This is a genomic window from Streptomyces sp. NPDC042102, assembly GCF_055582305.1.
The window spans coordinates 706,178-729,971 of the sequence record NZ_JBVJDL010000002.1 but is presented as its reverse complement, the minus strand read 5'-3'; the positions used below and the strand labels follow the sequence as shown (position 1 = coordinate 729,971).

The following is a 23,794-nucleotide window of genomic DNA, read 5'->3' as shown; positions in this document are numbered from 1 at the left end:
CCTCGCCCCTTGGGGTTATAGCTGTTGGTGTGGCGCCCCGCCTGGGATGGGGGGGGTTGCGTTTTCATTTAGGCTTGCGCCCACCGGCTCTCAGGGGGGCCCCGGGGTGGGGGGGCCCCGCTTCTCGTTGTGCGGAACGGCCGCGCGATGCTCTGGGCCCCTGCGGTACCCTGACGCCATGCGTGCCGTACGCCTTCTGCTTACCGAGCCGCGCTGATCAGTGCCGACCCTTCGAGACGGTCGGTATCGGCGCGGCGTCCCCTCCTGTGCGAGGGGTTTTTTCGTTTGGGCAGGCAGAGTCGGCAGAGACGATCGATGGAGCTTCAGAAATCATGAGCGAGACGAACACCCCGGCCCCCGAGGCGGCCGAGGCGCACCGTTACACGGCTGCCATGGCCGCCGACATCGAGGCACGCTGGCAGGACGTATGGGACGCGGAGGGGACGTACGAGGCCCCGAACCCGACCGGTGACCTGGCCGGGGACCCGGCGGTCGTCGCGCGTCCCAAGAAGTTCATCATGGACATGTTCCCGTACCCGTCGGGCGCCGGCCTGCACGTCGGCCACCCCCTGGGGTACATCGCCACCGACGTCTTCGCCCGCCACCAGCGGATGACCGGGCACAACGTCCTGCACACCCTGGGCTTCGACGCCTTCGGCCTGCCGGCCGAGCAGTACGCCGTGCAGACCGGCACCCACCCGCGGGTGTCGACCGAGGCGAACATCGAGAACATGAAGCTCCAGCTGCGCCGGCTGGGCCTGGGCCACGACAAGCGCCGCTCGTTCGCGACGATCGACCCGGACTACTACAAGTGGACCCAGTGGATCTTCCTGCAGATCTACAACTCCTGGTACGACGCCGACGCGAAGAAGGCCCGCCCGATCGCCGAGCTGATCGCGGCCTTCGAGGACGGCTCCCGTGAGGTTCCCGCCGGCGCCGCGGGCGGCCGCGGCTGGGCTGAGCTGACCGCCGGCGAGCGGGCCGACGTACTGAACGAGTACCGCCTGGCGTACTCCTCCGACGCGCCCGTGAACTGGTGCCCCGGCCTGGGCACCGTGCTGGCCAACGAGGAGGTCACCGCGGACGGCCGTTCCGAGCGCGGCAACTTCCCGGTCTTCAAGGCCAAGCTGAGCCAGTGGAACATGCGGATCACCGCCTACGCGGACCGCCTGCTGGACGACCTGGACGCGCTGGACTGGCCCGAGGCCATCAAGCTCCAGCAGCGCAACTGGATCGGCCGCAGCGAGGGCGCGCGCGTCGACTTCGCGCTGGGCGACGAGGCGATCACCGTCTTCACCACCCGCCCCGACACCCTGTTCGGCGCCACCTACATGGTGCTGGCGCCCGAGCACCCGCTGGTCGAGAAGTTCATCCCGGCCGCCTGGCCCGAGGGCACGCACGACGTGTGGACCGGCGGGCACGCCACCCCGGCGGAGGCCGTCGCGGCGTACCGCAAGCAGGCCGCCTCGAAGTCCGACGTCGAGCGGCAGGCCGAGGCCAAGGACAAGACCGGTGTCTTCACCGGTGAGTACGCGATCAACCCGGTCAGCGGTGAGAAGGTCCCGGTCTTCATCGCCGATTACGTGCTGATGGGCTACGGCACCGGCGCGATCATGGCCGTTCCGGCGCACGACAGCCGCGACTTCGAGTTCGCGCGCGCCTTCGAGCTGCCGGTGCGCTGCGTGGTCGGGCCGACCGACGGCCGCGGCACCGACCCGGCCGCGTGGGACGAGGCATTCGTCTCCTACGACGCCGAGCTGGTCAACTCCACGGGTGAGGGCATCTCCCTGGACGGCCTGGGCGTGGTCGAGGCCAAGGCCGCGATCACCGCGTGGCTGGCCGAGCGCGGCATCGGCGAGGGGACGGTCAACTTCCGCCTGCGCGACTGGCTGTTCAGCCGGCAGCGCTACTGGGGCGAGCCCTTCCCGATCGTCTACGACGAGGACGGCGTCGCGCACGCGCTGCCCGAGTCGATGCTGCCGCTGGAGCTGCCCGAGGTCGAGGACTACTCGCCGCGCACCTTCGAACCGGACGACGCGCACTCGCAGCCGGAGACCCCGCTCTCGCGCAAGGCCGACTGGGTCCACGTGGAGCTGGACCTGGGCGACGGGCGCGGCGTGCGGTCGTACCGCCGCGAGACCAACACCATGCCCAACTGGGCCGGCTCCTGCTGGTACGAGCTGCGCTACCTGGACCCGACCAACGCCTCCGCGCTGGTGGATCCGGAGATCGAGCAGTACTGGATGGGCCCGCGGGACAGCGCTCCGCACGGCGGCGTGGACCTGTACGTGGGCGGCGCCGAGCACGCGGTGCTGCACCTGCTGTACGCGCGCTTCTGGTCGAAGGTCCTGTTCGACCTGGGCCACGTCTCGTCGGCGGAGCCGTTCCACAAGCTGTTCAACCAGGGCATGATCCAGGCGTACGTCTACCGCGACGAGCGCGGCTTCCCGGTCCCGGCCACCGAGGTCGAGGAGCGGGACGGGAAGTTCTTCTTCGAGGGCGAGCCGGTCAAGCGCGAGCTGGGCAAGATGGGCAAGTCCCTGAAGAACGCCGTCACGCCGGACGAGATCTGCGAGGAGTACGGCGCCGACACGCTGCGCCTGTACGAGATGGCGATGGGCCCGCTGGACGTGTCGCGTCCGTGGGACACCCGGGCCGTGGTGGGTCAGTACCGGCTGCTGCAGCGCCTGTGGCGCAACATCGTGGACGAGGAGACCGGCGCGGTCACCGTCGTGGACGGTGAGCCGGACGAGGCGACCCTGCGCGCGCTGCACAAGGCGATCGACGGGGCCGGCTCGGACCTGGCGGGGCTGCGGTTCAACACCGCCATCGCCAAGATCACGGAGCTGAACAACGCCCTGACGAAGGCGGGCCGCCCGCTGGAGCGCTCGGTCGCGGAGCGTCTGGTGCTGCTGGTGGCCCCGCTGGCGCCGCACATCGCGGAGGAGCTGTGGCGCCGCCTGGGCCACACCGACTCGGTCGTCCACCAGGACTTCCCGGTCGCGGACCCGGCGTACGTGGTCGACGAGGCCGTGACCTGCGTCGTCCAGATCAAGGGCAAGGTCAAGGCCCGCCTGGAGGTTCCGCCGACGATCTCCGAGGGCGAACTGGAGCAGCTGGCGCTGGCCGACGAGGCGGTCGTGGCGGCGCTGGGCGGGGCCGAGATCCGCAAGGTGATCGTGCGCGCGCCGAAGCTGGTGAACATCGTCGTCTGACGGTCGTCCGACGGTCGTCCGACGTAGGGGATTCCCCGTACGGGCAGGTTGGGGGTTCGAATGGAACCCCTGGCCTGCCCGTGGCGTTTACCTTGGAGGGGGAGATCCGTAGTCGGATCCGCAGCCGGGGAAAGGGACCGCCATGGAGGCCGCGTTGATCATCTTCGCGTTGATGCTGTTGGCCTTGGTGGCCCTAGGGGCGTACGCCACGGTCAAGGCGGTCGGCGCGGCGAAGCGGGGCGTGGAGCGGACGGTGTCACAGGCCCGCCGGACGGTCGAGGACACGGCGCTGCGGGCCAAGAGCATCGGCCAGGTCGGCGCCGCGGGGCAGCTGGCGCAGCTGCGGCTGGACCTGCGGACCTCGATGCGGGCGACGCAGCAGGCCCTGCACCAGGGGGTGCGGACGGACGCCTCACTGCAGGAGTCGATCACCCTCTTCGAGCAGCTGAGCACGCACGGGCACGAGCTGGACGCCGAGCTCAAGCGGCTGGAGCAGGAGCCGGACCGCGAGCGGCTGAGCCAGCGCCTGCCGGAGCTGCGGGAGCGCACGGAGCGCATCACGAAGTCCGCGGACTCGCTGCGCTGGGCCGCCCACGACCGTGCCCGCCGCCTGGCCCAGGACGACCTCTCGGTCCTGTCGGCGCAGATCGACCTCGAATCGGACGCCCTGCGCGACTGGTCCAGCCCCACCCCCACGGAGACCGACACCTCCCCGACGCCCCCGGCCCGGGAGCGCGAGGCCCTGAACCCGCCCGCTCCGCCCCGCCCGTACCCCTGGGAAAAGTCCCCCCGCCCGGAAACGACGACCTGACCACCGCACCGGCCGCCCGCCGGTACAGGAAGCGCGGGACCCCGCGAACGGAGCCCGACACAGCTCCGATCCGGCCCCCGGCCCGCCCCCGAAGCCCCCACACCACCCCTCCCTGCCCCGTCGGCGATACCCCGGCGGGAGGCCCCCGAGCCCCGTCGGCGTTCGAGGCCGGGGTTCCGGGATGGGGGCCCGACTGCAGTCCCGTCGGCGTTTTGAGGTCGGGGGTCCGGGCGGAGGCCCGACTGCAGCCCTGCCGGGGTTTGAGGCCGGGGATGCGGGCCGGGGCCTGACCGCAGTCCCGTCGGCGTTTGAGGCTGGGGTCCGGGGTGGGGGGCCTGACTGCAGTCCCGTCGGCGTTTGAGGCCGGGGGCCAGGGCGGAGCCCCACCTCTGCCCCGCTGGCGCTTGAAGCCGGGGATCCGGGCTGGGGTCCCACCCCAGCCGCGCCGGCGTTTGAGGCCGGGGGTGACGGGCGGAGCCCCACGTCAGCCCGCCGGCGCTTGAGGCCAGGGGGCCGGGGCGGAGGCCCCACCCCAGCCCCGCCGGCGTTTGAGGCGTGGGGAGGGTCCGGGGCGGAGCCCCGGTTTCGGGAAGGGGCGGGGTGGGGAAACGGCTCCGCGCAGCGGACCAGGGCCAGCACGCTCCCGGCCGCTGGACATCCCGGCCCCTGGGAGGCCACGTCCCGGGCCCTGGGAGCCGCTGGGGGCCGCCGGGCGCGCCGCCGGCAGAGGCGGCGGACCGCACACGCCCACGCCCCCCGGAGGGCCCGGGCTGCCGGACCACCCCCACTCCCGGTACTCTCCGCCTCATGTCCCGCCATGTCGCGATCGTCACCGATTCCACGGCCTACCTGCCCCAGCAGGCAATGGCGCGGCACGGGATCACCTCCGTCCCCCTCACCGTGGTCCTCGGCGACGAGGCCCTCGAAGAGGGCACCGAGATTTCCGCCCGCAGCCTCGCCCTGGCCCTCCAGAAGCGCCGACCGGTCACCACCTCCCGCCCGGCCCCGGCGGACTTCGTCCAGGCCTACCAGGCGGCCGTGGACGCCGGCGCGACCGGCATCGTCAGTCTTCACCTCTCCGCCGAGTTCTCCGGCACCTACGACGCCGCCGTGCTCGCCGCCCGCACCGCCCCGGTCCCGGTCCGCGTCGTCGACACCGGCATGGTCGCGATGGCCCTTGGCTTCTGCGCCCTCGCCGCTGCCGAGACCGCCGAGGCGGGCGGCAACCCCGACGAGGCGGTCGCCGCCGCCGAGAAGCGCGCCGCCGAGATGTCGGCGTACTTCTACGTCGACACCCTCGACTACCTGCGCCGCGGCGGCCGTATCGGTGCCGCCCAGGCCCTCCTCGGTTCCGCGCTCGCGGTCAAGCCGCTGCTGACCCTGGACGGCGGCCGCATCGAGATGCTGGAGAAGGTGCGTACGGCTTCCAAGGCCATCGCCCGACTCGAAGAGCTGGCCGTCGAGCGCGCGGGCACGGCCGCCGTCGATGTCGCCGTGCACCATCTGGCGGCCCCCGAACGCGCGGAGAAGCTCGCGGAACGGCTCCGTGAGCGCATCCCCGGCCTGGTCGAGCTGCACGTCAGCGAGGTCGGTGCGGTGATCGGCGCGCACACCGGACCGGGTCTGCTCGCGGCGGTCGTGTCACCGCGCTGATTCACCCACACGGGTGCCGGAGTTATCCACAACTCCTGGCTCATCCACCGGAATTCAGGCTTCCGAACGGTGGCGGGCGTCCGCGCCTACCGTCATCGACATGAACCTTCGAACGCGTACGCGCAGCTCACAGCACCCCATCGGGACCAGCGGCCCGGGCCGCGCCCGTGGTTCCGACGGCCGTTTGCGCCACCGCCGCACCACACCGGCGACGCTCCGCCGCCGCGCCGAGGCGCTCCTGGCCGGCAGCAGCACACCACCCCCGCCCCCACCCCGCTCCACCCCCACACCTCCGCCCGAGACCCCGCCCGACGCCTCGCCGCCGCTCGACGCGCCGCCCGCGCCCGACGCCCCGCCACCGCCCGACGCACTGCCAGTGCCCGGCCTCGTGCCGTCCGACGCATGGCCCGGGCACCGGCCGGCACCGCCGCTCGGCCTCGCGCCCACGTCCGCGCCCGGTCCGACGGCTGAACCGTCCGCCCCGGCGCCGCTGCTGCCCCCGGCCGTGGCCGGTCGGCTGGCCCTGCGTGAGCGGTTGCCCGTCTGGCTGCAGACCCGATGCGGGCTGGAGCGCCGGTCCCTGGCCGCCGTCGCGGTGGTGCTGCTGGCCGGTGTCGGCTTCGCCGGACAGCAGTACTGGGCGGCCAGGCCCCAGCCGGTGACCGCGCCCGCCACCGTCGCCCCGGCCGCCGTGGCGGACCCCCTACCGTCCACCACCCCGCCCGGTGGCGCGGCCGTGGGGACGGGGGCGGCCGCCGCCACCGGCACGCGGATCGTCGTCGACGTCAGCGGCAAGGTCCGCGCGCCGGGTGTCCGCCAGTTACCTGCCGGCTCGCGGGTCGAGGACGCGCTGGCGGCCGCCGGGGGAGTCCAGCCCGGTGCGGACACCACCGGGCTGAACCGGGCCCGGATCCTCGTGGACGGAGAACAGGTGCTGGTGGGCGTCCCCGTGCCGCCCGGCGCCGCCGGTCCGCCCGGTGCGCCCGGCCCCGGTCGGCCGGGCAGCGTCACCGGTCGGCCGGGCAACGGCACCGGCAGCGGCCCGCTGAGCCTGGGCACGGCCACGGTCGAGCAGCTCGACGGCCTGCCCGGGGTGGGCCCGGTCCTGGCCCAGCACATCGTGGACTTCCGTACGGCCCGCGGGGGCTTCCGCTCCGTGGAGGAGCTCCGTCAGGTCGACGGCATCGGCGAGCGCCGCTTCGCCGACCTGCGCGCGCTGGTGCGGCCGTGAACCGCCCCGGGCCCCGGCCCGAGGGACCGGTGGACCTGCGCCTGGCCGGACCGGCGGTGGCGGCCTGGGCGGCTGCCGCACTCGCCCTGGGCGCCCCGGGCGCGTGGACGGCGGCAGCCGTCGGGCTGTGCGTCGCGGGCGCGGGTCTGCTCGTCCTGCTGGGCTGGCGCCGGGCGGGACCGAGGTGGACGGTGGGCACGGCGGTGGCCGCCGCCCTGTTGTGCGCGGCGGCCGCGGCGGGGGTGGCCGGGTTCCAGCGGGCTCAGGCGCGGGCCGGCCCCGTGGCGGAGCTCGCGGCCACGCATGCCCGGGTCTCGGCCGAGCTGACGATCGGCTCCGACGCCCGGCGCGCGGGCGGTGGCGGCGGGAACGGTCCGCCCCTCCTGCTGCTGGACGCCGAGCTGACCCGGGTGACCGGGCCGGACGGGACCCGGACCCGGGTGGCGACGCCCGTCCTGGTGATGGCCGGCGACCCGGGATGGGCGGGGCTGCTGCCCTCGACCCGGGTGACCGTGACCGCCGCCCGGCTGGCTCCGGCGCGCGAGGGCGAGCGGGCGGTGGCGCTGCTCCGGCCCGCCTCGGGCACTTCGCCGGAGGTCACCGGAGGCCCGTCCGCGGCGCAGCGGGTCGCGGGCTCGTTACGGGCGGGGCTGCGGCAGGCCACAGAGGGGCTCGCCCCCGACGCGCGGGCCCTGCTGCCCGGCCTGGTGGTCGGGGACACCTCCCGGGTCCCGCAGGACCTGCACGACGCCTTCCGCGCCACCGACCTGCTGCACCTGCTGGCGGTGTCCGGCTCCAACCTCACCGTCGTGCTGTTCCTGCTCATCGGACCGCCGGGCAGCGCCCAGTACGCCGAGCGGCGGGGCCTGGCACCCCGACTCGGGCTCTCGTTGCGGGCCACGGCGCTGGGCGGAGCGGCACTGACGCTGGCGTTCGTCGTGGTGTGCCGGCCCGAGCCGAGCGTGCTGCGGGCCGCGGCCTGCGGAGCGGTCACCCTGCTGGCGATCGGCAGCGGCCGGCGCAGATCCCTGATCCCGGCGCTGGCCGCGGCCGTGCTGCTGCTGGTGCTCTACGAACCCTGGCTGGCGCGCAGTTACGGCTTCCTGCTCTCCGTCCTGGCCACAGGGGCCCTGCTGACCGTCGCACCCCGGTGGAGCGCGGGCCTGCGGCGGCGCGGGGTGCCGCCCCGGCTCGCCGAGGGGCTGGCGGCGGCCGCGGCCGCGCAGGCGGTGTGCGCACCCGTGGTGGCGGTGCTCTCGGCCCGGGTGAGCCTGGTCGCCGTCCCGTGCAATCTGCTGGCCGAGCTGGCGGCGGGCCCGGCGACCGTGTTCGGGTTCGCGGCGCTCACCGTGGCTCCGGTGTACGCGCCGGCCGCCGAGCTGCTGGCCCGGTGCGCAGGGGTGCCGGCGGGGTGGATCGCGGGGGTGGCCCGGACCGGGGCCCGCTTCCCCGGGGCCGAGCTCGCCTGGCCGGGCGGGCTGACCGGCGGTGTGCTGCTGGCGGTGGTCACCGTGGTCGTCATCGGCCTCGCCGCCCGGATACGGCGCCACCGGTGGCCGTGTGCGGCGGCGGCCCTGCTGCTGCTCGTCGCCGTGCTGCGGCCCCCGCACCTCACCCGGGCGCTCACCGGCTGGCCGCCGCCCGACTGGAGTTACGTGCAGTGCGCGGTCGGCCAGGGCGACGCCGGAGTGCTCGCCGTGGGCCCCGGTACGGCAGTGGTGGTCGACGCCGGACCCGACCCCGCCCCGGTGGACGCGTGCCTGCGCAGCCTGGGCGTGCGTACCGTGCCGCTGCTGCTCCTGACGCACTTTCACGCCGACCACGTGGGCGGCCTGTCGGGGGTGTTGCGCGGGCGGTCGGTCGGCGTGATCCAGACCACCGGGTTGCGGGAGCCGCCCGGGCAGGCCCGGTCGGTGCACCGGGCGGCGGCGGCCGCCGGGGTCGCCGTGGTCGCGGCGGGACCGGGGGAGCGGCGCCGGGCCGGGAAGCTGGCGTGGGAGGTGCTGTGGCCACCGGCGGGCCTGTCGGGAGTCGGGCCTAACGACGCCAGTGTCACCCTTCTCGTCCGGACGGCCGGCCTCACCCTGCTGCTCCTGGGCGATCTCGAACCAGCCTCCCAGCGGGCCCTGTTGACGGCGCATCCGCAGCTGGGACCGGTGGACGTCCTGAAGGTCGCCCACCACGGCTCCGCGCACCAGGACCCCGGCCTCCAGGAACGGGTCCGGCCCCGGCTCGCGCTCGTGCCCGTCGGCGCCGGGAACCGCTACGGCCACCCGGCCGCGGGTACGCTCGCCCGGCTGCGGGCGGGCGGTGCGACCGTGCTGCGGACCGACAGGGACGGTTCGGTGGCCGTGACGGCAACAGGGGCGGGACTCAAGGCATTTCCGGCCATGGGCCGTCGTGCGGCCCGGCGGCCGAGGCCTCGCCACGCCGGATTTGCCCATCTGTTTTGCCCACAACTCGACAGCGTGATCGAATGCGTTTTCGCCAGAAGGGCCCAAGATAAAGCCCGAATCAACACAGCACGGGGGTGCATCCATCATGTTCGGTCGCCGACGGGGGTTGGAGACGGCCGGAACCAGTCCGCATACGTCCGCGACGCTGACGCTGCCGCCCACGGCGAAGCTGCTCAGCTGCCGGGTCCTCGACACCGTCCACCAGCCGGTCCGGCAGGCGCAGTTCGAGGTGACCGACCCGATCGGCCGGCGGATCGTCCGTGGCGAGACGGACCCCTACGGGGGGTTCATCGCCGCCGTGCCGGAGGGGGAGTACCGGCTTCTGGTCACGGCCGAGGGGTACGCGCCGTTCCACGGGGCGACGCTGGTCGGCGACGAGGCCCAGCCGGGTACGGCGGAGATCGTGCTGGACCCGGTCGAGCCGCCGCTGCTGCCGCAGCCCGGTCACTGGGAGCTCGACCCCGGCCACTCCTCGATCGCGTTCTCGGCCCGGCACATCGGCCTGGCGCGGATCAACGGCCGGTTCACCACGTTCGCGGGCGCGGTCCGGATAGCGAGCCGCATGGAGGACTCCTCGATGCACGTGGTCATCAACGCGGCGAGCATCGACACGGGGCTGCGGATGCGCGACGACCATCTGCGTTCCGCCGACTTCCTGGACGTCTCCCGCCACCCGACGGTGGAGTTCTACAGCGAGCGCTTCATCCACCGCAGTGGCAGCCGCTGGGCCGTCGCGGGCGCCCTGACCCTGCACGGGGTCAGCCGCTCGGTCACCCTGGACACCGAGTACCTGGGCACCGGCACGGGCCTGGAGGGCGAACCCCGCGCGGCCTGCCGGGCCACGGCCCGCCTGAACCGCGAGGACTTCACCCTGAACTGGCAGTCCACGCTGGCCCAGGGCATCGCGGCGATCGGGTCGAGCATCCAGGTCGAACTGGACGTGCAGATCGTCCACAAGGCCTGACGGGCCGCGGCCTACGGGGCTTCGAGCCAGCCCTCGTACTCGGCGGCGAGGCCGTCCAGGGCCGTGGGGTCGAGCCGGGCCGCCGGGTCCTCGACGACCACCAGCCACTGGGCGTCCTCGGCGTCGTCCTCGCCGGCCAGGGCGTCGCGGACCAGCTGGGGTTCCTCGGCCAGGCCGAAGCGGTCCACGGCCTCGTCGGCGACCTCCTCGGCGGCGTCGCGGTCGGGCAGGACCAGTACATGTCGCACATTCACGCGACCATTGTCGGGTACGGGGCGCGGGGGAGTGTCGGTGCGGCGTGGGATGCTGGACGCGATGGCCACCAGGAAGAACTCCACCGACGATCCGCTCGCCCCGCTCACCCTCGCGGTGGGGCAGGAGGACCTGCTGCTCGACCGCGCCGTGCGGGAGGTGGTGGCGGCCGCCCGTGCCGCCGACGCCGACACGGACGTGCGCGATCTGAACCCCGAGCAGCTCCAGCCGGGCACGCTCGCCCAGCTGACCAGTCCCTCGCTCTTCGCCGAGCGCAAGGTCGTGGTCGTGCGCAACGCGCACGACCTGTCCGCGGACACGATCAAGGACGTCAAGGCGTACCTCGGCGCGCCGGTCGAGGAGATCACCCTCGTCCTCCTCCACGCGGGCGGTGCCAAGGGCAAGGGTCTGCTGGACGCGGCCCGCAAGGCCGGCGCGCGGGAGGTGGCCTGCCCGAAGATGACGAAGGCCGGCGACCGGCTGGCGTTCGTACGCGGCGAGTTCCGCACGCTGGGCCGTTCGGCCACGCCGGAGGCCTCGCAGCTGCTGGTGGACGCGATCGGCAGCGATCTGCGCGAGCTGGCGAGCGCGGTGGCGCAGCTGTGCGCGGACGTCGAGGGCACCATCGACGCGGGCGTGGTCGGCCGCTACTACACGGGCCGGGCCGAGGCCTCCAGCTTCGAGGTGGCCGACCGGGCGGTCGAGGGCCGCGCGGCCGAGGCCCTCGAAGCGCTGCGCTGGGCGCTGGGCACCGGTGTGGCCCCGGTGCTGATCACCAGCGCCCTCGCCCAGGCCGTCCGGGCCATCGGCAAGCTGGCCTCCGCCCCGCGCGGGGCCCGCCCCGGTGATCTGGCGCGCGACCTCGGCATGCCGCCGTGGAAGATCGACCGGGTCCGCCAGCAGATGCGCGGCTGGTCGGCGGACGGCGTCGCGGACGCCCTGCGCGCGGTCGCGGAGGCCGACGCGGGCGTCAAGGGCGGCGGCGACGACCCCGAGTACGCGCTGGAGAAGGCGGTGGTCGCGGTGGCCCGCGCCGCCCGCCCCCGCCGTCCGGCCCACTGACGGTCCCGCCCACTGATGGTCCTGGGCGCTGACGGTCCTGGGCGCTGACCGTTCCGGGCGCCGGCGCCGGTGCCCAGGATCGTGGCGGGCTGCCGTGGTCCGCCTACGTACCCCCGTCCGGGTACGCGAAGGCCCCGGGCGCCGTCCTGGGGAAGGGCGGAGGCCGGGGCCTTCGGTTACTTCTGGTGTGTCGCGCCCGCGTGGCGAACGCTTCGTGCGCGGCACGGGGGCCGGTCAGGAGCGGGAGAGAGGGCCCGCTGGTTCCTCACCGGCGATTCACATCGAGAGCTCAGCCCTGGAGGGTGGCAACCTTGGCAGCCAGCGCCGACTTCTTGTTGGCGGCGGCGTTCTTGTGGATGACACCCTTCGAGACGGCCTTGTCGAGCGCACGGGCGGCGGCGCGGGAAGCCACAGTGGCCTTCTCGACGTCACCGGCGACGACGGCCTCGCGGGCCTTGCGGATCGCGGTCTTGAGCGACGACTTGACGGCCTTGTTGCGCAGGCGCGCCTTCTCGTTGGTCTTGTTCCGCTTGATCTGGGACTTGATGTTCGCCACGAAAGAGCCTTTTCAGGTTCAGAGATTGATCTTCGGATTGCGTCCCGACAGCTGAGAGGGCATACGAGACACAGCTGCCCAGGCTACCAGGCGTCCATTGGGCGGCCCAAACCGAGCGCACTCGCCCAGTCATGGGACCATGGATGTCTGCGTAACGTTCCGACTGCGACCCGAGAATCAGGACACTGCGTGCCCGCGACCCCTAGCCACGTGCCCGAGCCGAGCCGTACCGACCCGGCGCTGATCCGCAATTTCTGCATCATCGCGCACATCGACCACGGCAAGTCGACGCTCGCCGACCGGATGCTCCAGCTGACCGGCGTCGTCGACCAGCGGCAGATGCGCGCCCAGTACCTCGACCGCATGGACATCGAGCGTGAGCGCGGCATCACGATCAAGTCGCAGGCGGTCCGTCTGCCGTGGGCGCCCACGGCAGGCCCGGGCCAGGGCAGCACGCACATCCTGAACATGATCGACACCCCGGGCCACGTGGACTTCACCTACGAGGTCTCCCGCTCGCTGGCGGCCTGCGAGGGCACGATCCTGCTGGTGGACGCCGCCCAGGGCATCGAGGCGCAGACCCTCGCCAACCTGTACCTGGCGATGGAGAACGACCTCGCGATCGTCCCCGTCCTGAACAAGATCGACCTGCCGGCCGCCCAGCCGGAGAAGTTCGCCGAGGAGCTGGCGAACCTGGTCGGCTGCGAGCCCGACGACGTCCTGCGGGTCTCCGCCAAGACCGGCCTCGGCGTGGACGCGCTGCTCGACCGCGTCGTGGAGAAGGTCCCGGCGCCCGTCGGCGTCAAGGACGCCCCGGCCCGCGCGATGATCTTCGACTCGGTCTACGACTCGTACCGCGGCGTGGTCACCTACGTCCGCGTGGTCGACGGCCAGCTCAACAAGCGCGAGCGCATCCGGATGATGTCCACCGGCGCGACCCACGAGCTGCTGGAGATCGGTGTCTCGTCCCCGGAGATGACCCCGGCCGACGGCATCGGCGTCGGCGAGGTGGGTTACCTCATCACCGGCGTGAAGGACGTCCGCCAGTCCAAGGTCGGTGACACCATCACCAGCCTGCACAACGGCGCGACCGAGGCCCTGGGCGGCTACAAGGACCCCAAGCCGATGGTGTTCTCGGGCCTGTACCCGCTGGACGGCTCGGACTACCCGGACCTGCGCGAGGCCCTGGACAAGCTCCAGCTCAACGACGCCGCGCTCGTCTACGAGCCCGAGACCTCCGCCGCGCTCGGCTTCGGCTTCCGCGTCGGCTTCCTCGGCCTGCTCCACCTGGACGTGATCCGCGAGCGCCTGGAGCGCGAGTTCGGCCTCGACCTGATCGCCACCGCCCCCAACGTGGTCTACCGCGTGGTCATGGAGGACGGCAAGGAGATCACGGTCACCAACCCGAGCGAGTTCCCCGAGGGCAAGATCTCGGACGTGTTCGAGCCGGTCGTGCGTGCCACGATCCTCGCGCCCACCGAGTTCATCGGCTCGATCATGGAGCTGTGCCAGACCCGCCGCGGCACCCTCCTCGGCATGGACTACCTCTCCGAGGACCGCGTCGAGATCCGCTACACCCTCCCGCTCGCGGAGATCGTCTTCGACTTCTTCGACCAGCTGAAGTCCAAGACCCGCGGCTACGCCTCCCTCGACTACGAGCCCACCGGCGAGCAGGCCTCCAGCCTGGTCAAGGTCGACATCCTGCTGCACGGCGACAAGGTGGACGCCTTCTCCGCCGTCTGCCACAAGGACGCCGCCTACGCCTACGGCGTGCGCCTGGTCGCCAAGCTGCGCGAGCTCATCCCGCGGCAGGCCTTCGAGGTGCCGGTCCAGGCGGCCATCGGCTCCCGCGTCATCGCCCGCGAGACCATCCGCGCCATCCGCAAGGACGTCCTCGCCAAGTGCTACGGCGGTGACATCTCCCGTAAGCGGAAGCTGCTGGAGAAGCAGAAGGAGGGCAAGAAGCGCATGAAGATGGTCGGCTCCGTGGAGGTCCCCCAGGAGGCCTTCATCGCGGTGCTCTCCAGCGACGAGTCCAGCGGCAAGAAGAAGTAGCCGCAGCAGCACAGGAGTAACCGGAATCGGTACGAACGGGCCCCCGCGCACACGCGCGGGGGCCCGTTTCGTTATGAACCGGCCGCTCGCCGACCCTTACGCACCGGCAGGAGGGCCTCTAGTCTGATCACTGCTCGATGGTTACTCGCCAGTTTCAAGCCCCGCCTGGTTCAACCCCGCCTGGTTCAAGCCCCTGCCGCAGATCAGCCCGGTGCAGATCAGCCCGGTCTGCAACCTGCCAGTCCCCACGCCCACGCCCTGCCGCGTGGACCGGTCCGGAGGATGTCGTGAGCGACACACAGTCCCTTGTCGAGAATCGCCCGCCCACCGTGGCGACCGTCTTCCTTGAGCGCGTCGCGGCCACCCCGGACGCCGAGGCCTACCGGTATCCCGTACCGGCGGCCTCCGGTCAGGGGCCGGACGAGTGGCGGTCGCTGAGCTGGGGCCAGGCGGCCGAGCGGGTGTTCGCCATCGCCGCGGGCCTGGCCGAGCTCGGTGTCCAGGCCGAGGAGCGCGTCGCGCTCTCCTCCGGGACCCGGGTCGAGTGGATCCTCAGCGACCTGGGCGTGATGTGCGCCGGCGCCGCGGTCACCACCATCTACCCGAGCACCAACGCCGAGGAGTCGGCGTACATCCTGTCCGACTCCGAGGCGCGCGTCCTGATCGCCGAGGACGCCGCCCAGCTCGCCAAGGCCCGCGAGCACCGCGGCGCGCTGCCCGAGCTGCGCCACGTCGTGGTCATCGACGCCGCGGACGTGGTCGCGCAGGACGGTGACCCGGAGGGCTGGGTGCTCTCCCTCGCCGACCTGGAGGCGCTGGGCAAGGAACACCTCGCCAAGCACCCCGCCGCGGTCAAGGACCGCGTCGCGGCCATCACCGCCGACCAGCTCGCCACCCTCATCTACACCTCCGGCACCACCGGGCGCCCCAAGGGCGTCCGCCTGCCGCACGACAACTGGTCGTACATGGCCAAGGCCACCGTCGCCACCGGCCTGATCACCAAGGACGACGTCCAGTACCTCTGGCTGCCGCTGGCCCACGTCTTCGGCAAGGTGCTCACGTCCGGCCAGATCGAGGTCGGTCACGTCACCGCCGTCGACGGCCGCATCGACAAGATCATCGAGAACCTGCCGGTCGTGCAGCCGACGTACATGGCGGCCGTCCCGCGCATCTTCGAGAAGGTCTACAACGGGGTCGCGGCCAAGGCCCGCGCCGGCGGCGGTGCCAAGTACAAGATCTTCCAGTGGGCCGTCGGCGTGGCCCGCGAGTACGCCAAGGTCACCCAGGACAACTTCCGCCGCACCGGCAACGCCACCGCGCCCTTCGGCCTGTCCACCAAGCACAAGATCGCCGACGCGCTCGTCTACTCCAAGCTCCGCGAGGCCTTCGGCGGCCGGCTGCGCGCCGCCGTCTCCGGCTCCGCCGCGCTGGCCCCCGAGATCGGCTACTTCTTCGCCGGCTCAGGCATCCACATCCTGGAGGGCTACGGCCTGACGGAGTCCAGCGCCGCCTCCTTCGTCAACCCCGGCGAGGCCTACCGCACCGGCACCGTCGGCAAGCCGCTCCCCGGCACCGAGGTCCGCATCGCCGACGACGGCGAGATCCTGCTGCGCGGCCCCGGCATCATGCAGGGCTACCACAACCTCCCCGAGAAGACCGCCGAGGTCCTGGAGGCCGACGGCTGGCTGCACACCGGCGACATCGGTGAGCTCTCGCCCGACGGCTACCTGCGCATCACCGACCGCAAGAAGGACCTGATCAAGACGTCCGGCGGCAAGTACGTCGCCCCGGCCGAGATCGAGGGCCAGTTCAAGGCGATCTGCCCGTACGTCTCCAACATCGTCGTGCACGGCGCCGACCGGAACTTCTGCTCCGCGCTGATCGCCCTCGACGGCCCCGCGATCCTGGGCTGGGCCGCCGAGCACGGCCTGGAGGGCAAGACCTACGCCCAGGTCGTGGCCGCCCCCGAGACCACCCGCCTGATCGAGACCTACATCCAGACCCTCAACGAGGGCCTCCAGCGCTGGCAGACGATCAAGAAGTTCCGGCTGCTCCCGCGCGACCTCGACGTCGAGCACGGTGACCTCACCCCCAGCCTGAAGCTGAAGCGGCCCGTCGTCGAGCGCGAGTTCAAGGCCCTGATCGAGGAGATGTACGAGGGCGCCCGCGAGGCGTGACGTTCGACGCGTCCACCACGGCCGGGCGGTGCGGGACAATGGGCGCATGCCTTCCGCACTGCCCGACGGTGAACCCATGCCCGAGGACGGCTCCCTGCCGTCGTCCGCCCTTGCGGGCGCGGGGAGCCGTCCGCTCGGCTTCTACCTGCACGTTCCCTACTGCGCGACGCGCTGCGGGTACTGCGACTTCAACACCTACACGGCCACCGAGCTGCGGGGCACCGGGGGCGTGCTCGCCTCCCGCGAGAACTACGCCGACACCCTGATCGACGAGATCCGCCTCGCCCGCAAGGTCCTGGGCGACGACCCCCGGCCGGTACGCACCGTCTTCGTCGGCGGCGGCACGCCCACCCTGCTGCCCGCCGCCGACCTGGTGCGGATGCTCGCCGCGCTGCGCGCGGAATTCGGGCTGGCCGACGACGCGGAGATCACCACCGAGGCCAATCCGGAGTCGGTCGGTCCGGCGTACCTGGAGGAGCTGCGGGCCGGCGGCTTCAACCGGATCTCCTTCGGCATGCAGAGCGCCCGCCAGCACGTGCTGAAGGTGCTCGACCGCACCCACACCCCCGGCCGCCCGGAGGCGTGCGTGGGGGAGGCGCGGGCGGCGGGCTTCGAGCACGTCAACCTCGACCTGATCTACGGCACGCCGGGCGAGTCCGACGACGACTGGCGCGCCTCGCTCGACGCGGCGATCGGCGCGGGCCCCGACCACGTGTCGGCGTACGCGCTGATCGTGGAGGAGGGTACGCAGCTGGCGCGGCGGATCCGCCGGGGCGAGGTCCCCATGACGGACGACGACGTGCACGCCGACCGCTACCTGATCGCGGACTCCGTGCTGGCGGACGCCGGGTACCAGTGGTACGAGGTGTCGAACTGGGCGACGTCCGAGGCGGGCCGCTGCCTGCACAACGAGCTGTACTGGCGCGGCGCCGACTGGTGGGGGGCGGGACCGGGCGCGCACAGCCACGTCGGCGGCGTGCGGTGGTGGAACGTGAAGCACCCCGGCGCGTACGCCGCGGCGCTGGCCGGCGGGCGCTCGCCGGGGGCGGGGCGGGAGCGGCTGTCGGACGAGGACCGGCGGGTGGAGCGGATCCTGCTGGAGCTGCGGCTGGCGGAGGGGGTGCCGCTGGCGCTGCTCGCGCCTGCGGGGCTCGCGGCGTCCCGGCAGGCCCTGACCGACGGTCTGCTGGAGGCGGCGCCGTACGCCGAGGGGCGGGCCGTGCTGACCTTGCGGGGGCGGTTGCTGGCGGACGCGGTCGTGCGGGACCTGGTCGACTGACGGGGGCGCTGGGCCGTGGGGCCGCGGGGCCGCTGCGCGGAGCCTTTCCCCCACCCCGCCCCTTCCCGTAACCGGGGGCAAGCCCCCAGACCCCCGATACGTGCGGTCGCGCCCCGCCGGCGTCACGCCGTCACGTGGTCGATCAGGTGTTCCACCGGGCCCAGGAGGGTGGGTTCCAGGTCCTTGTAGGACGTCACGTGGGACAGGATCCGCTTCCACGCGGCCCCCGTGTTCTCCGGCCAGCCCAGGGCCCGGCAGATGCCCGTCTTCCAGTCCTGGCCCGGGGGGATCACCGGCCAGGACCCCAGGCCCAGCGACGACGGCTTCACCGCCTGCCAGATGTCCACGTACGGGTGGCCCACCACCAGGACGTCCGGGCCCGCGACCGACGCCGCCAGGCGGGACTCCTTCGAACCCGGGACCAGGTGGTCGACCAGGATGCCCAGGCGGGCGTCCGGGCCCGGGCGGAAGTCCGCGACGATCGCCGGGAGGTCGTCCACCCCGGACAGGTACTCCACCACCACGCCCTCGATGCGCAGGTCGTCGCCCCAGACCTTCTCCACCAGCTCCGCGTCGTGGCGGCCCTCCACGTAGATCCGGCCCGCCCGGGCCACGCGCGCCCGCGCCCCGGGCACCGCAACCGAACCGGAGGCCGTGCGGGCCGGGCCCGCCGGCCTCGGAGCGGGGCGGACCAGCGTCACCACCGCGCCGTCCAGCAGGAAGCCCCGCGGCTCCAGCGGGAAGACCCGGCGCTTGCCGAAGCGGTCCTCCAGGGTCACCGTGCCGGCCTCGCAGGCCACCACCGCCCCGCAGAAGCCCGTAGCGGCCTCCTCGACCACGACGTCGGGGTCGGCCGGCACCTCGGGCACCGCCCGGGGACGCTTCCACGACGGGGTCAGGTCCGGTGAGTACTCGCGCATCCGCCCGACAGTAGGGACAACCGCCGCCCTAGGAAGGTGACACGCCGAAACGCGCGGCCAGTGTGTCGCGTTGCGCACGCACGAAGCCCGCGGAGACCACCGCTCCGTGACCGGGCACGTACAACGCGTCCTCGCCGCCCAGGGCCAGCAGCCGGTCCAGGGCCGCCGGCCACTGCGCCGGCACCGCGTCCGGGCCCGCCATCGGTTCGCCCGACTCCTCGACCAGGTCCCCGCAGAAGACGACTTCCGCGACATCGGGGGGATCGGGCACGAACACCGCCAGGTCGTGGCGCGTGTGCCCGGGGCCGACATTGGCCAGCAGCGCCTGTACGCCGCCCAGGTCGAGCGTCCACTCGCCCGACACCGAGTGGCGGGGCAGGACCAGCAGGTCGGCCGACTCCGTGGCGTCCTCCTCCGGCAGGCCGTGCCGGACCGCGTCCGCGCGCAGCGCCTCCCGCTCCAGCCGCAGCAGCGTGTCCAGCCCCACCGCCCCGAAGACCTCCGCCCCCGAGAACGCCGCCCCGCCCAGCACATGGTCGAAATGGCCGTGCGTGAATGCGATATGGGTCACGCGCCGGCCGGTGATCCGCTCCGCCTGGGCCCGCAGTACGGCCCCCTCGCGCACCGACGAACCCGGGTCGATCAGCAGGACCGATTCGTCCCCGACCACCAGTCCCACCGTGCAATCCCACACCGGAAGGCGGCGCCGGCCGGTCCGCGCGGTGATCCGCTCCCAGCCGGCCTCTTCCCAAGCGACGTCCATACCGCGACGCTACCGTGACCGGCGCGATGGGCAGCGGCCCTTGCTAGGTGTATGCCTGCCCGCCGTACACTGACCGGGGGATCTCTGGCACTCACCTGCACCGAGTGCCAGACGCAGGCCGAAACCGAACCGAACGAGCTGGAGGTGCGCGCGATGCTCAGCGAACGCAGACTCGAAGTGCTGCGCGCCATCGTCCAGGACTACGTCGGGACGGAGGAGCCCGTCGGCTCCAAGGCGCTCACCGAGCGGCACAAGCTCGGCGTCTCGCCCGCCACCGTGCGCAACGACATGGCCGTGCTGGAGGACGAGGGCTACATCGCCCAGCCGCACACCAGCGCCGGCCGGATCCCCACGGACAAGGGCTACCGCCTCTTCGTCGACCGGCTGGCGGGCGTCAAGCCGCTGTCGACGCCCGAGCGCCGGGCCATCCACAACTTCCTGGACGGGGCGGTCGACCTCGACGACGTCGTCGGCCGCACCGTACGGCTGCTGGCGCAGCTGACCCGCCAGGTCGCGATCGTGCAGTACCCGTCGCTGACCCGTTCCACCGTGCGCCACGTCGAGCTGCTGGCGCTCGCGCCGGCCCGTCTGATGCTCGTCCTGATCACGGACACCGGCCGGGTCGAGCAGCGCATGGTGGACTGCGCCGCGCCGTTCGGCGAGCAGTCGCTGGCCGATCTGCGGGCCCGGCTCAACAGCCGCGTCGTCGGCCGCCGGTTCGCGGACGTGCCGCAGCTGGTGCAGGACCTCCCCGAGTCGTTCGAGAGCGATGACCGCGGCACGGTGTCGACCGTGCTCGCGACCTTGCTGGAGACGCTGGTGGAGGAGACCGAGGAACGGCTGATGATCGGCGGCACCGCCAATCTCACCCGCTTCGGACATGATTTCCCCCTGACCATCCGGCCCGTGCTGGAGGCGCTCGAGGAGCAGGTCGTGCTCCTCAAGCTGCTCGGCGAGGCCAACGAGTCGGGGATGACCGTACGCATCGGCCACGAGAACGCGTACGAGGGACTGAACTCCACGTCCGTCGTCTCGGTCGGCTACGGTTCGGGCGGCGAAGCAGTCGCCAAACTCGGCGTGGTCGGACCGACCCGCATGGACTACCCCGGAACGATGGGAGCGGTACGCGCAGTGGCACGTTACGTCGGACAGATCCTGGCGGAGTCGTAAGTGGCCACGGACTACTACGCCGTTCTCGGCGTGCGCCGCGACGCATCGCAGGACGAGATCAAGAAGGCCTTCCGGCGGCTCGCACGCGAGCTGCACCCGGACGTCAACCCCGATCCCAAGACGCAGGAGCGTTTCAAGGAGATCAACGCCGCGTACGAGGTGCTGTCGGACCCGCAGAAGAAGCAGGTCTACGACCTCGGCGGCGACCCGCTGTCCTCCTCGGGCGGCGGCGGCGCGGGCGGTTTCGGGGCCGGCGGCTTCGGCAACTTCTCGGACATCATGGACGCGTTCTTCGGTACGGCGTCCCAGCGCGGCCCGCGCTCGCGCACCCGGCGCGGTCAGGACGCGATGATCCGTCTGGACCTGGAGCTGGACGAGGCCGCGTTCGGCACCACCAAGGAGATCCAGGTCGACACGGCCACCGTGTGCACGACCTGCTCCGGCGAGGGCGCCGCCCCCGGCACCTCGGCGCAGACGTGTGACATGTGCCGCGGCCGCGGTGAGGTGTCGCAGGTGACCCGGTCCTTCCTGGGCCAGGTCATGACCTCGCGCCCCTGCCCGCAGTGCCAGGGCTTCGGCACCGTGGTCCCGACCCCGTGCCACGAGTGCGCGGGCGACGGCCGGGTCCGCTCCCGCCGCAACCTCACCGTCAAGATCCCGGCCGGCGTCGAGAACGGCACCCGGATCCAGCTCGCGGGCGAGGGCGAGGTCGGCCCCGGCGGCGGTCCCGCTGGCGACCTGTACGTGGAGATCCACGAGCTCCCGCACGCGGTGTTCCAGCGGCGCGGCGACGACCTGCACTGCACGGTGACGATCCCGATGACGGCGGCCGCGCTGGGCACGAAGTGCCCGCTGGAGACGCTGGACGGCATGGAGGAGGTGGACATCCGCCCGAGCACCCAGTCCGGCCAGTCCATCCCGCTGCACGGCCGTGGCGTGACCCACCTGCGCGGCGGCGGTCGCGGCGACCTGATCGTCCACGTCGAGGTGCAGACCCCGAACAAGCTGGACGCCCAGCAGGAGGAACTGCTGCGCCAGCTGGCCAAGCTGCGCGGTGAGGAGCGGCCGATGGGCCAGTTCCAGCCGGGTCAGCAGGGCCTGTTCAGCCGGTTGAAGGACGCGTTCAACGGCCGTTGACGGACGCGTTCGACGGCCACTGGCAGACGCGTTCGACGGCCGCTGACGGCGGGCCGCCGTGGATTATGCCAGGCGAATGCCACGATTCGGCCTGGTGCGGTGGACATGGCACGATGCGGTCATGTCCACCGCACTGAACGGTCTTTCCCCGTATCCGATCGTGCAGGCTCCCATGGCGGGCGGCGCCTCGTGCCCGCCGCTCGCCGCCGCCGTGTGCGAGGCGGGCGCGCTGGGCTTCCTGGCCGGCGGCTACAAGACCGCCGATGGCATGTACCAAGAGGTCAAACGGCTGCGGGGGCTCACCCGGCGGCCGTTCGGCGTCAACCTGTTCCTGCCGCAGACCGCGTACGTCGATCCCGCCGCCGTCGAGGCCTACCGCGGGCAGCTCGCGGGCGAGGCCAGCTGGTACGAGACCTCGCTCGCCGCCGATGACATCGTTGGCACGTGCGACGACGGCTACGACGCCAAGCTCGCCATCCTCCTCGAAGACCCGGTCCCGGTGGTCTCGTTCACCTTCGGCTGCCCCACCCCGGCGGCCCTGGCGAGCCTGCGCGCGGCGGGTACGTACACGGTGGTGACCGTGACCTCCGTCGAGGAGGCGCGCACCGCGCAGGCGGCCGGCGCGGCCGCCGTGTGCGTCCAGGGCATCGAGGCCGGCGGCCACCAGGGCACCCACCGCGACGACCCGCACGCCGACGGGACGGGCGTCGGGCTGCTGGCCCTGGTCGCACAGGTGCGGGAGGCGGTCGCGCTGCCCATCGTCGCGGCCGGCGGCCTGATGCGCGGTTCGCAGATCGCGGCGGTGCTCGCGGCCGGCGCGGAGGCGGCGCAGCTGGGCACGGCGTTCCTGGCCTGCCCGGAGTCCGGGGCGCACGCGCTGCACAAGAAGGCGCTGACGGACCCCCTGTTCGTCCGTACCGAGCTCACCCGGGCGTTCTCGGGCCGGCCGGCCCGGGGGCTGGTCAACCGGTTCATGCGCGAGCACGGACCGTACGCGCCGGCGGCCTACCCGCAGGTGCACTACCTGACGGCGGGCCTGCGCAAGGCCGCCGCGGCGGCCGGGGACCCGCAGGGCATGGCCCTGTGGGCGGGCCAGGGCCACCGGCTGGCGCGGGTGCTGCCGGCCGGGGAACTGGTAGAGGTGCTCATGGCCGAGCTGGCCGAGACCCAGATGAGGAGCGTGTGATGACGGCCCCGGTGTTCGTGGTCGAAGAGGTGCCCGCGGGGCCGGAGTTCGTGCTGGAGGGCCCCGAGGGCCGGCACGCGGTGTCGGTGAAGCGGCTGAACCCCGGTGAGGACGTGGTCCTCACCGACGGGCGCGGCCGCTGGACCGAGGGCGTGGTCAAGGCCGCCGAGGGCAAGGACCGCCTGGTGGTCATGGACCTGCACACCGTCGAGGAGGAGCCCGAGCCGGCCGTGCGGATCACCGTGGTCCAGGCGCTGCCCAAGGGCGACCGGGGCGAGCTGGCCGTCGAGACGATGACGGAGACCGGCGTCGACGCGATCGTGCCGTGGCAGGCGTCGCGGTGCATCACGCAGTGGCGCGGCGACCGGGGCGCCAAGTCCCTGGCCAAGTGGCGCAGTACGGCGCGCGAGGCCGGCAAGCAGTCGCGCCGGGTCCGCTTCCCGGAGGTCGCGGAGGCCCTGTCGACCAAGCAGGTCGCGGCGCTGCTGGCCGGGGCGGACCTGGCGGTGGTCCTCCACGAGGACCGCGAGGCGGGCTCGGAGCCGCTGGCCACGGCCGCGCTGCCGGCCGCCGGCTCGATCGTGGTCGTGGTGGGCCCCGAGGGCGGGGTCTCGCCGGACGAACTCGCGGCCTTCGCCGAGGCGGGCGCCCGGCCGTACCGCCTGGGCCGCTCGGTGCTGCGCACCTCCACCGCCGGTACGGCCGCGACGGCGGTCCTCCTGGCCCGCACGGGCCGCTGGTCGTAGCCGGGGCCGGGGCCGGGGCCGGGGCACTGGTCCCGGAGCCCGCGGGGCCGCCCGCCCCCCCCGGCAAGGTCCGTAGGCCCCGGGGCGGGCCCCGCGACGGACGCCGTGACCCTCGCCCCGGCCCGATCCGGACGCGGGGGCGCCGCGGGCGCCGGACGGCG

17 protein-coding genes and 1 pseudogene are annotated in these 23,794 nt (G+C 73.1%); 14 read left to right on the top strand and 4 right to left on the bottom strand.

What is annotated here, in order from left to right; translation table 11 throughout:
* The first annotated feature begins 332 nt into the window (after positions 1–332).
* From leuS to ACZ6KO_RS11320, 6 genes and pseudogenes are all read left to right on the top strand, one after another.
* Entirely contained in the window at positions 333–3,215 is a 2,883-nt protein-coding gene (leuS, locus tag ACZ6KO_RS11345) for a leucine--tRNA ligase (RefSeq protein WP_469303050.1), read from the top strand.
* Positions 3,216–3,357: 142 nt separating this feature from the next.
* Positions 3,358–4,026: a hypothetical protein gene (locus ACZ6KO_RS11340; RefSeq protein WP_469303048.1), complete on the top strand. Its 669-nt coding sequence runs from the start codon at positions 3,358–3,360 to the stop codon at positions 4,024–4,026.
* A gap of 807 nt (positions 4,027–4,833) precedes the next feature.
* Positions 4,834–5,679 (top strand): DegV family protein, encoded by an 846-nt coding sequence (locus ACZ6KO_RS11335; protein ID WP_469303044.1) that lies wholly within the window; start codon positions 4,834–4,836, stop codon positions 5,677–5,679.
* A gap of 100 nt (positions 5,680–5,779) precedes the next feature.
* Positions 5,780–6,910, top strand: a complete 1,131-nt coding sequence (locus tag ACZ6KO_RS11330) for a ComEA family DNA-binding protein (RefSeq protein WP_469303040.1) — start codon at positions 5,780–5,782, stop codon at positions 6,908–6,910.
* Positions 6,907–9,291, top strand: a pseudogene (locus ACZ6KO_RS11325) (ComEC/Rec2 family competence protein); the annotation flags it as partial. The gene ACZ6KO_RS11330 and the pseudogene ACZ6KO_RS11325, both read left to right, overlap by 4 nt.
* Positions 9,292–9,451: 160 nt before the next feature.
* A complete protein-coding gene (locus ACZ6KO_RS11320) occupies positions 9,452–10,330 on the top strand; it encodes a YceI family protein (protein ID WP_469303038.1) in 879 nt (292 codons plus the stop codon).
* A gap of 11 nt (positions 10,331–10,341) precedes the next feature.
* Here ACZ6KO_RS11320 and ACZ6KO_RS11315 read toward each other — a convergent pair whose 3' ends face one another.
* Complete coding sequence (locus ACZ6KO_RS11315; protein WP_401448573.1) at positions 10,342–10,584, bottom strand: hypothetical protein; 243 nt, start codon at positions 10,582–10,584, stop codon at positions 10,342–10,344.
* Positions 10,585–10,645: 61 nt separating this feature from the next.
* On the opposite strand from ACZ6KO_RS11315, the gene holA reads away from it, so the two are divergent.
* Complete coding sequence (gene holA / locus ACZ6KO_RS11310; RefSeq protein ID WP_469303034.1) at positions 10,646–11,644, top strand: DNA polymerase III subunit delta; 999 nt, start codon at positions 10,646–10,648, stop codon at positions 11,642–11,644.
* Positions 11,645–11,933: 289 nt separating this feature from the next.
* Here the strand turns inward: holA and rpsT are convergent, their stop codons facing one another.
* A complete protein-coding gene (gene rpsT / locus ACZ6KO_RS11305) occupies positions 11,934–12,200 on the bottom strand; it encodes a 30S ribosomal protein S20 (RefSeq protein WP_365131673.1) in 267 nt (88 codons plus the stop codon).
* A gap of 189 nt (positions 12,201–12,389) precedes the next feature.
* Between rpsT and lepA the strand changes: the two genes are divergently transcribed.
* The 3 genes from lepA to hemW all read left to right on the top strand — a co-directional run bounded on the left by lepA (position 12,390) and on the right by hemW (position 17,711).
* Complete coding sequence (gene lepA, locus ACZ6KO_RS11300; protein WP_469303031.1) at positions 12,390–14,255, top strand: translation elongation factor 4; 1,866 nt, start codon at positions 12,390–12,392, stop codon at positions 14,253–14,255.
* 287 nt (positions 14,256–14,542) lie between these two features.
* Positions 14,543–16,432 carry an AMP-dependent synthetase/ligase gene (locus ACZ6KO_RS11295; protein ID WP_469303029.1) on the top strand — a complete coding sequence of 630 codons (1,890 nt, stop codon included), beginning with the start codon at positions 14,543–14,545 and terminating at the stop codon, positions 16,430–16,432.
* Between the two features lie 46 nt (positions 16,433–16,478).
* Positions 16,479–17,711 (top strand): radical SAM family heme chaperone HemW, encoded by a 1,233-nt coding sequence (gene hemW, locus ACZ6KO_RS11290; RefSeq protein WP_469303027.1) that lies wholly within the window; start codon positions 16,479–16,481, stop codon positions 17,709–17,711.
* A 122-nt stretch (positions 17,712–17,833) separates the two neighbouring features.
* Here the strand turns inward: hemW and ACZ6KO_RS11285 are convergent, their stop codons facing one another.
* Complete coding sequence (locus tag ACZ6KO_RS11285; protein ID WP_469303024.1) at positions 17,834–18,631, bottom strand: DUF3097 domain-containing protein; 798 nt, start codon at positions 18,629–18,631, stop codon at positions 17,834–17,836.
* A gap of 28 nt (positions 18,632–18,659) precedes the next feature.
* Positions 18,660–19,394, bottom strand: a complete 735-nt coding sequence (locus ACZ6KO_RS11280) for an MBL fold metallo-hydrolase (RefSeq protein ID WP_469303022.1) — start codon at positions 19,392–19,394, stop codon at positions 18,660–18,662.
* A gap of 153 nt (positions 19,395–19,547) precedes the next feature.
* Here ACZ6KO_RS11280 and hrcA point away from each other — a divergent pair, with 153 nt between their 5' ends.
* The 4 genes from hrcA (at position 19,548) to ACZ6KO_RS11260 (ending at position 23,633) form a co-directional block, all read left to right on the top strand.
* Positions 19,548–20,564, top strand: a complete 1,017-nt coding sequence (gene hrcA / locus ACZ6KO_RS11275; protein ID WP_469303020.1) for a heat-inducible transcriptional repressor HrcA — start codon at positions 19,548–19,550, stop codon at positions 20,562–20,564.
* Positions 20,565–21,701, top strand: a complete 1,137-nt coding sequence (dnaJ, locus tag ACZ6KO_RS11270) for a molecular chaperone DnaJ (RefSeq protein WP_401448593.1) — start codon at positions 20,565–20,567, stop codon at positions 21,699–21,701.
* 121 nt (positions 21,702–21,822) lie between these two features.
* Entirely contained in the window at positions 21,823–22,887 is a 1,065-nt protein-coding gene (locus ACZ6KO_RS11265) for a nitronate monooxygenase (RefSeq protein WP_469303014.1), read from the top strand.
* A complete protein-coding gene (locus ACZ6KO_RS11260) occupies positions 22,887–23,633 on the top strand; it encodes a 16S rRNA (uracil(1498)-N(3))-methyltransferase (RefSeq protein ID WP_469303011.1) in 747 nt (248 codons plus the stop codon). The genes ACZ6KO_RS11265 and ACZ6KO_RS11260 overlap by 1 nt, the downstream gene beginning before the upstream one ends.
* Positions 23,634–23,794 lie beyond the last annotated feature (161 nt).

Coding starts and splice junctions, on each gene's coding strand:
- leuS (WP_469303050.1), top strand. CDS start 333: ATGAGCGAGACGAACACCCCGGCCCCCGAGGCGGCCGAGGCGCACCGT.
- ACZ6KO_RS11340 (WP_469303048.1), top strand. CDS start 3,358: ATGGAGGCCGCGTTGATCATCTTCGCGTTGATGCTGTTGGCCTTGGTG.
- ACZ6KO_RS11335 (WP_469303044.1), top strand. CDS start 4,834: ATGTCCCGCCATGTCGCGATCGTCACCGATTCCACGGCCTACCTGCCC.
- ACZ6KO_RS11330 (WP_469303040.1), top strand. CDS start 5,780: ATGAACCTTCGAACGCGTACGCGCAGCTCACAGCACCCCATCGGGACC.
- ACZ6KO_RS11320 (WP_469303038.1), top strand. CDS start 9,452: ATGTTCGGTCGCCGACGGGGGTTGGAGACGGCCGGAACCAGTCCGCAT.
- holA (WP_469303034.1), top strand. CDS start 10,646: ATGGCCACCAGGAAGAACTCCACCGACGATCCGCTCGCCCCGCTCACC.
- hemW (WP_469303027.1), top strand. CDS start 16,479: ATGCCTTCCGCACTGCCCGACGGTGAACCCATGCCCGAGGACGGCTCC.
- ACZ6KO_RS11285 (WP_469303024.1), bottom strand. CDS start 18,631: ATGCGCGAGTACTCACCGGACCTGACCCCGTCGTGGAAGCGTCCCCGG.
- ACZ6KO_RS11280 (WP_469303022.1), bottom strand. CDS start 19,394: ATGGACGTCGCTTGGGAAGAGGCCGGCTGGGAGCGGATCACCGCGCGG.
- hrcA (WP_469303020.1), top strand. CDS start 19,548: ATGCTCAGCGAACGCAGACTCGAAGTGCTGCGCGCCATCGTCCAGGAC.
- ACZ6KO_RS11265 (WP_469303014.1), top strand. CDS start 21,823: ATGTCCACCGCACTGAACGGTCTTTCCCCGTATCCGATCGTGCAGGCT.
- ACZ6KO_RS11260 (WP_469303011.1), top strand. CDS start 22,887: ATGACGGCCCCGGTGTTCGTGGTCGAAGAGGTGCCCGCGGGGCCGGAG.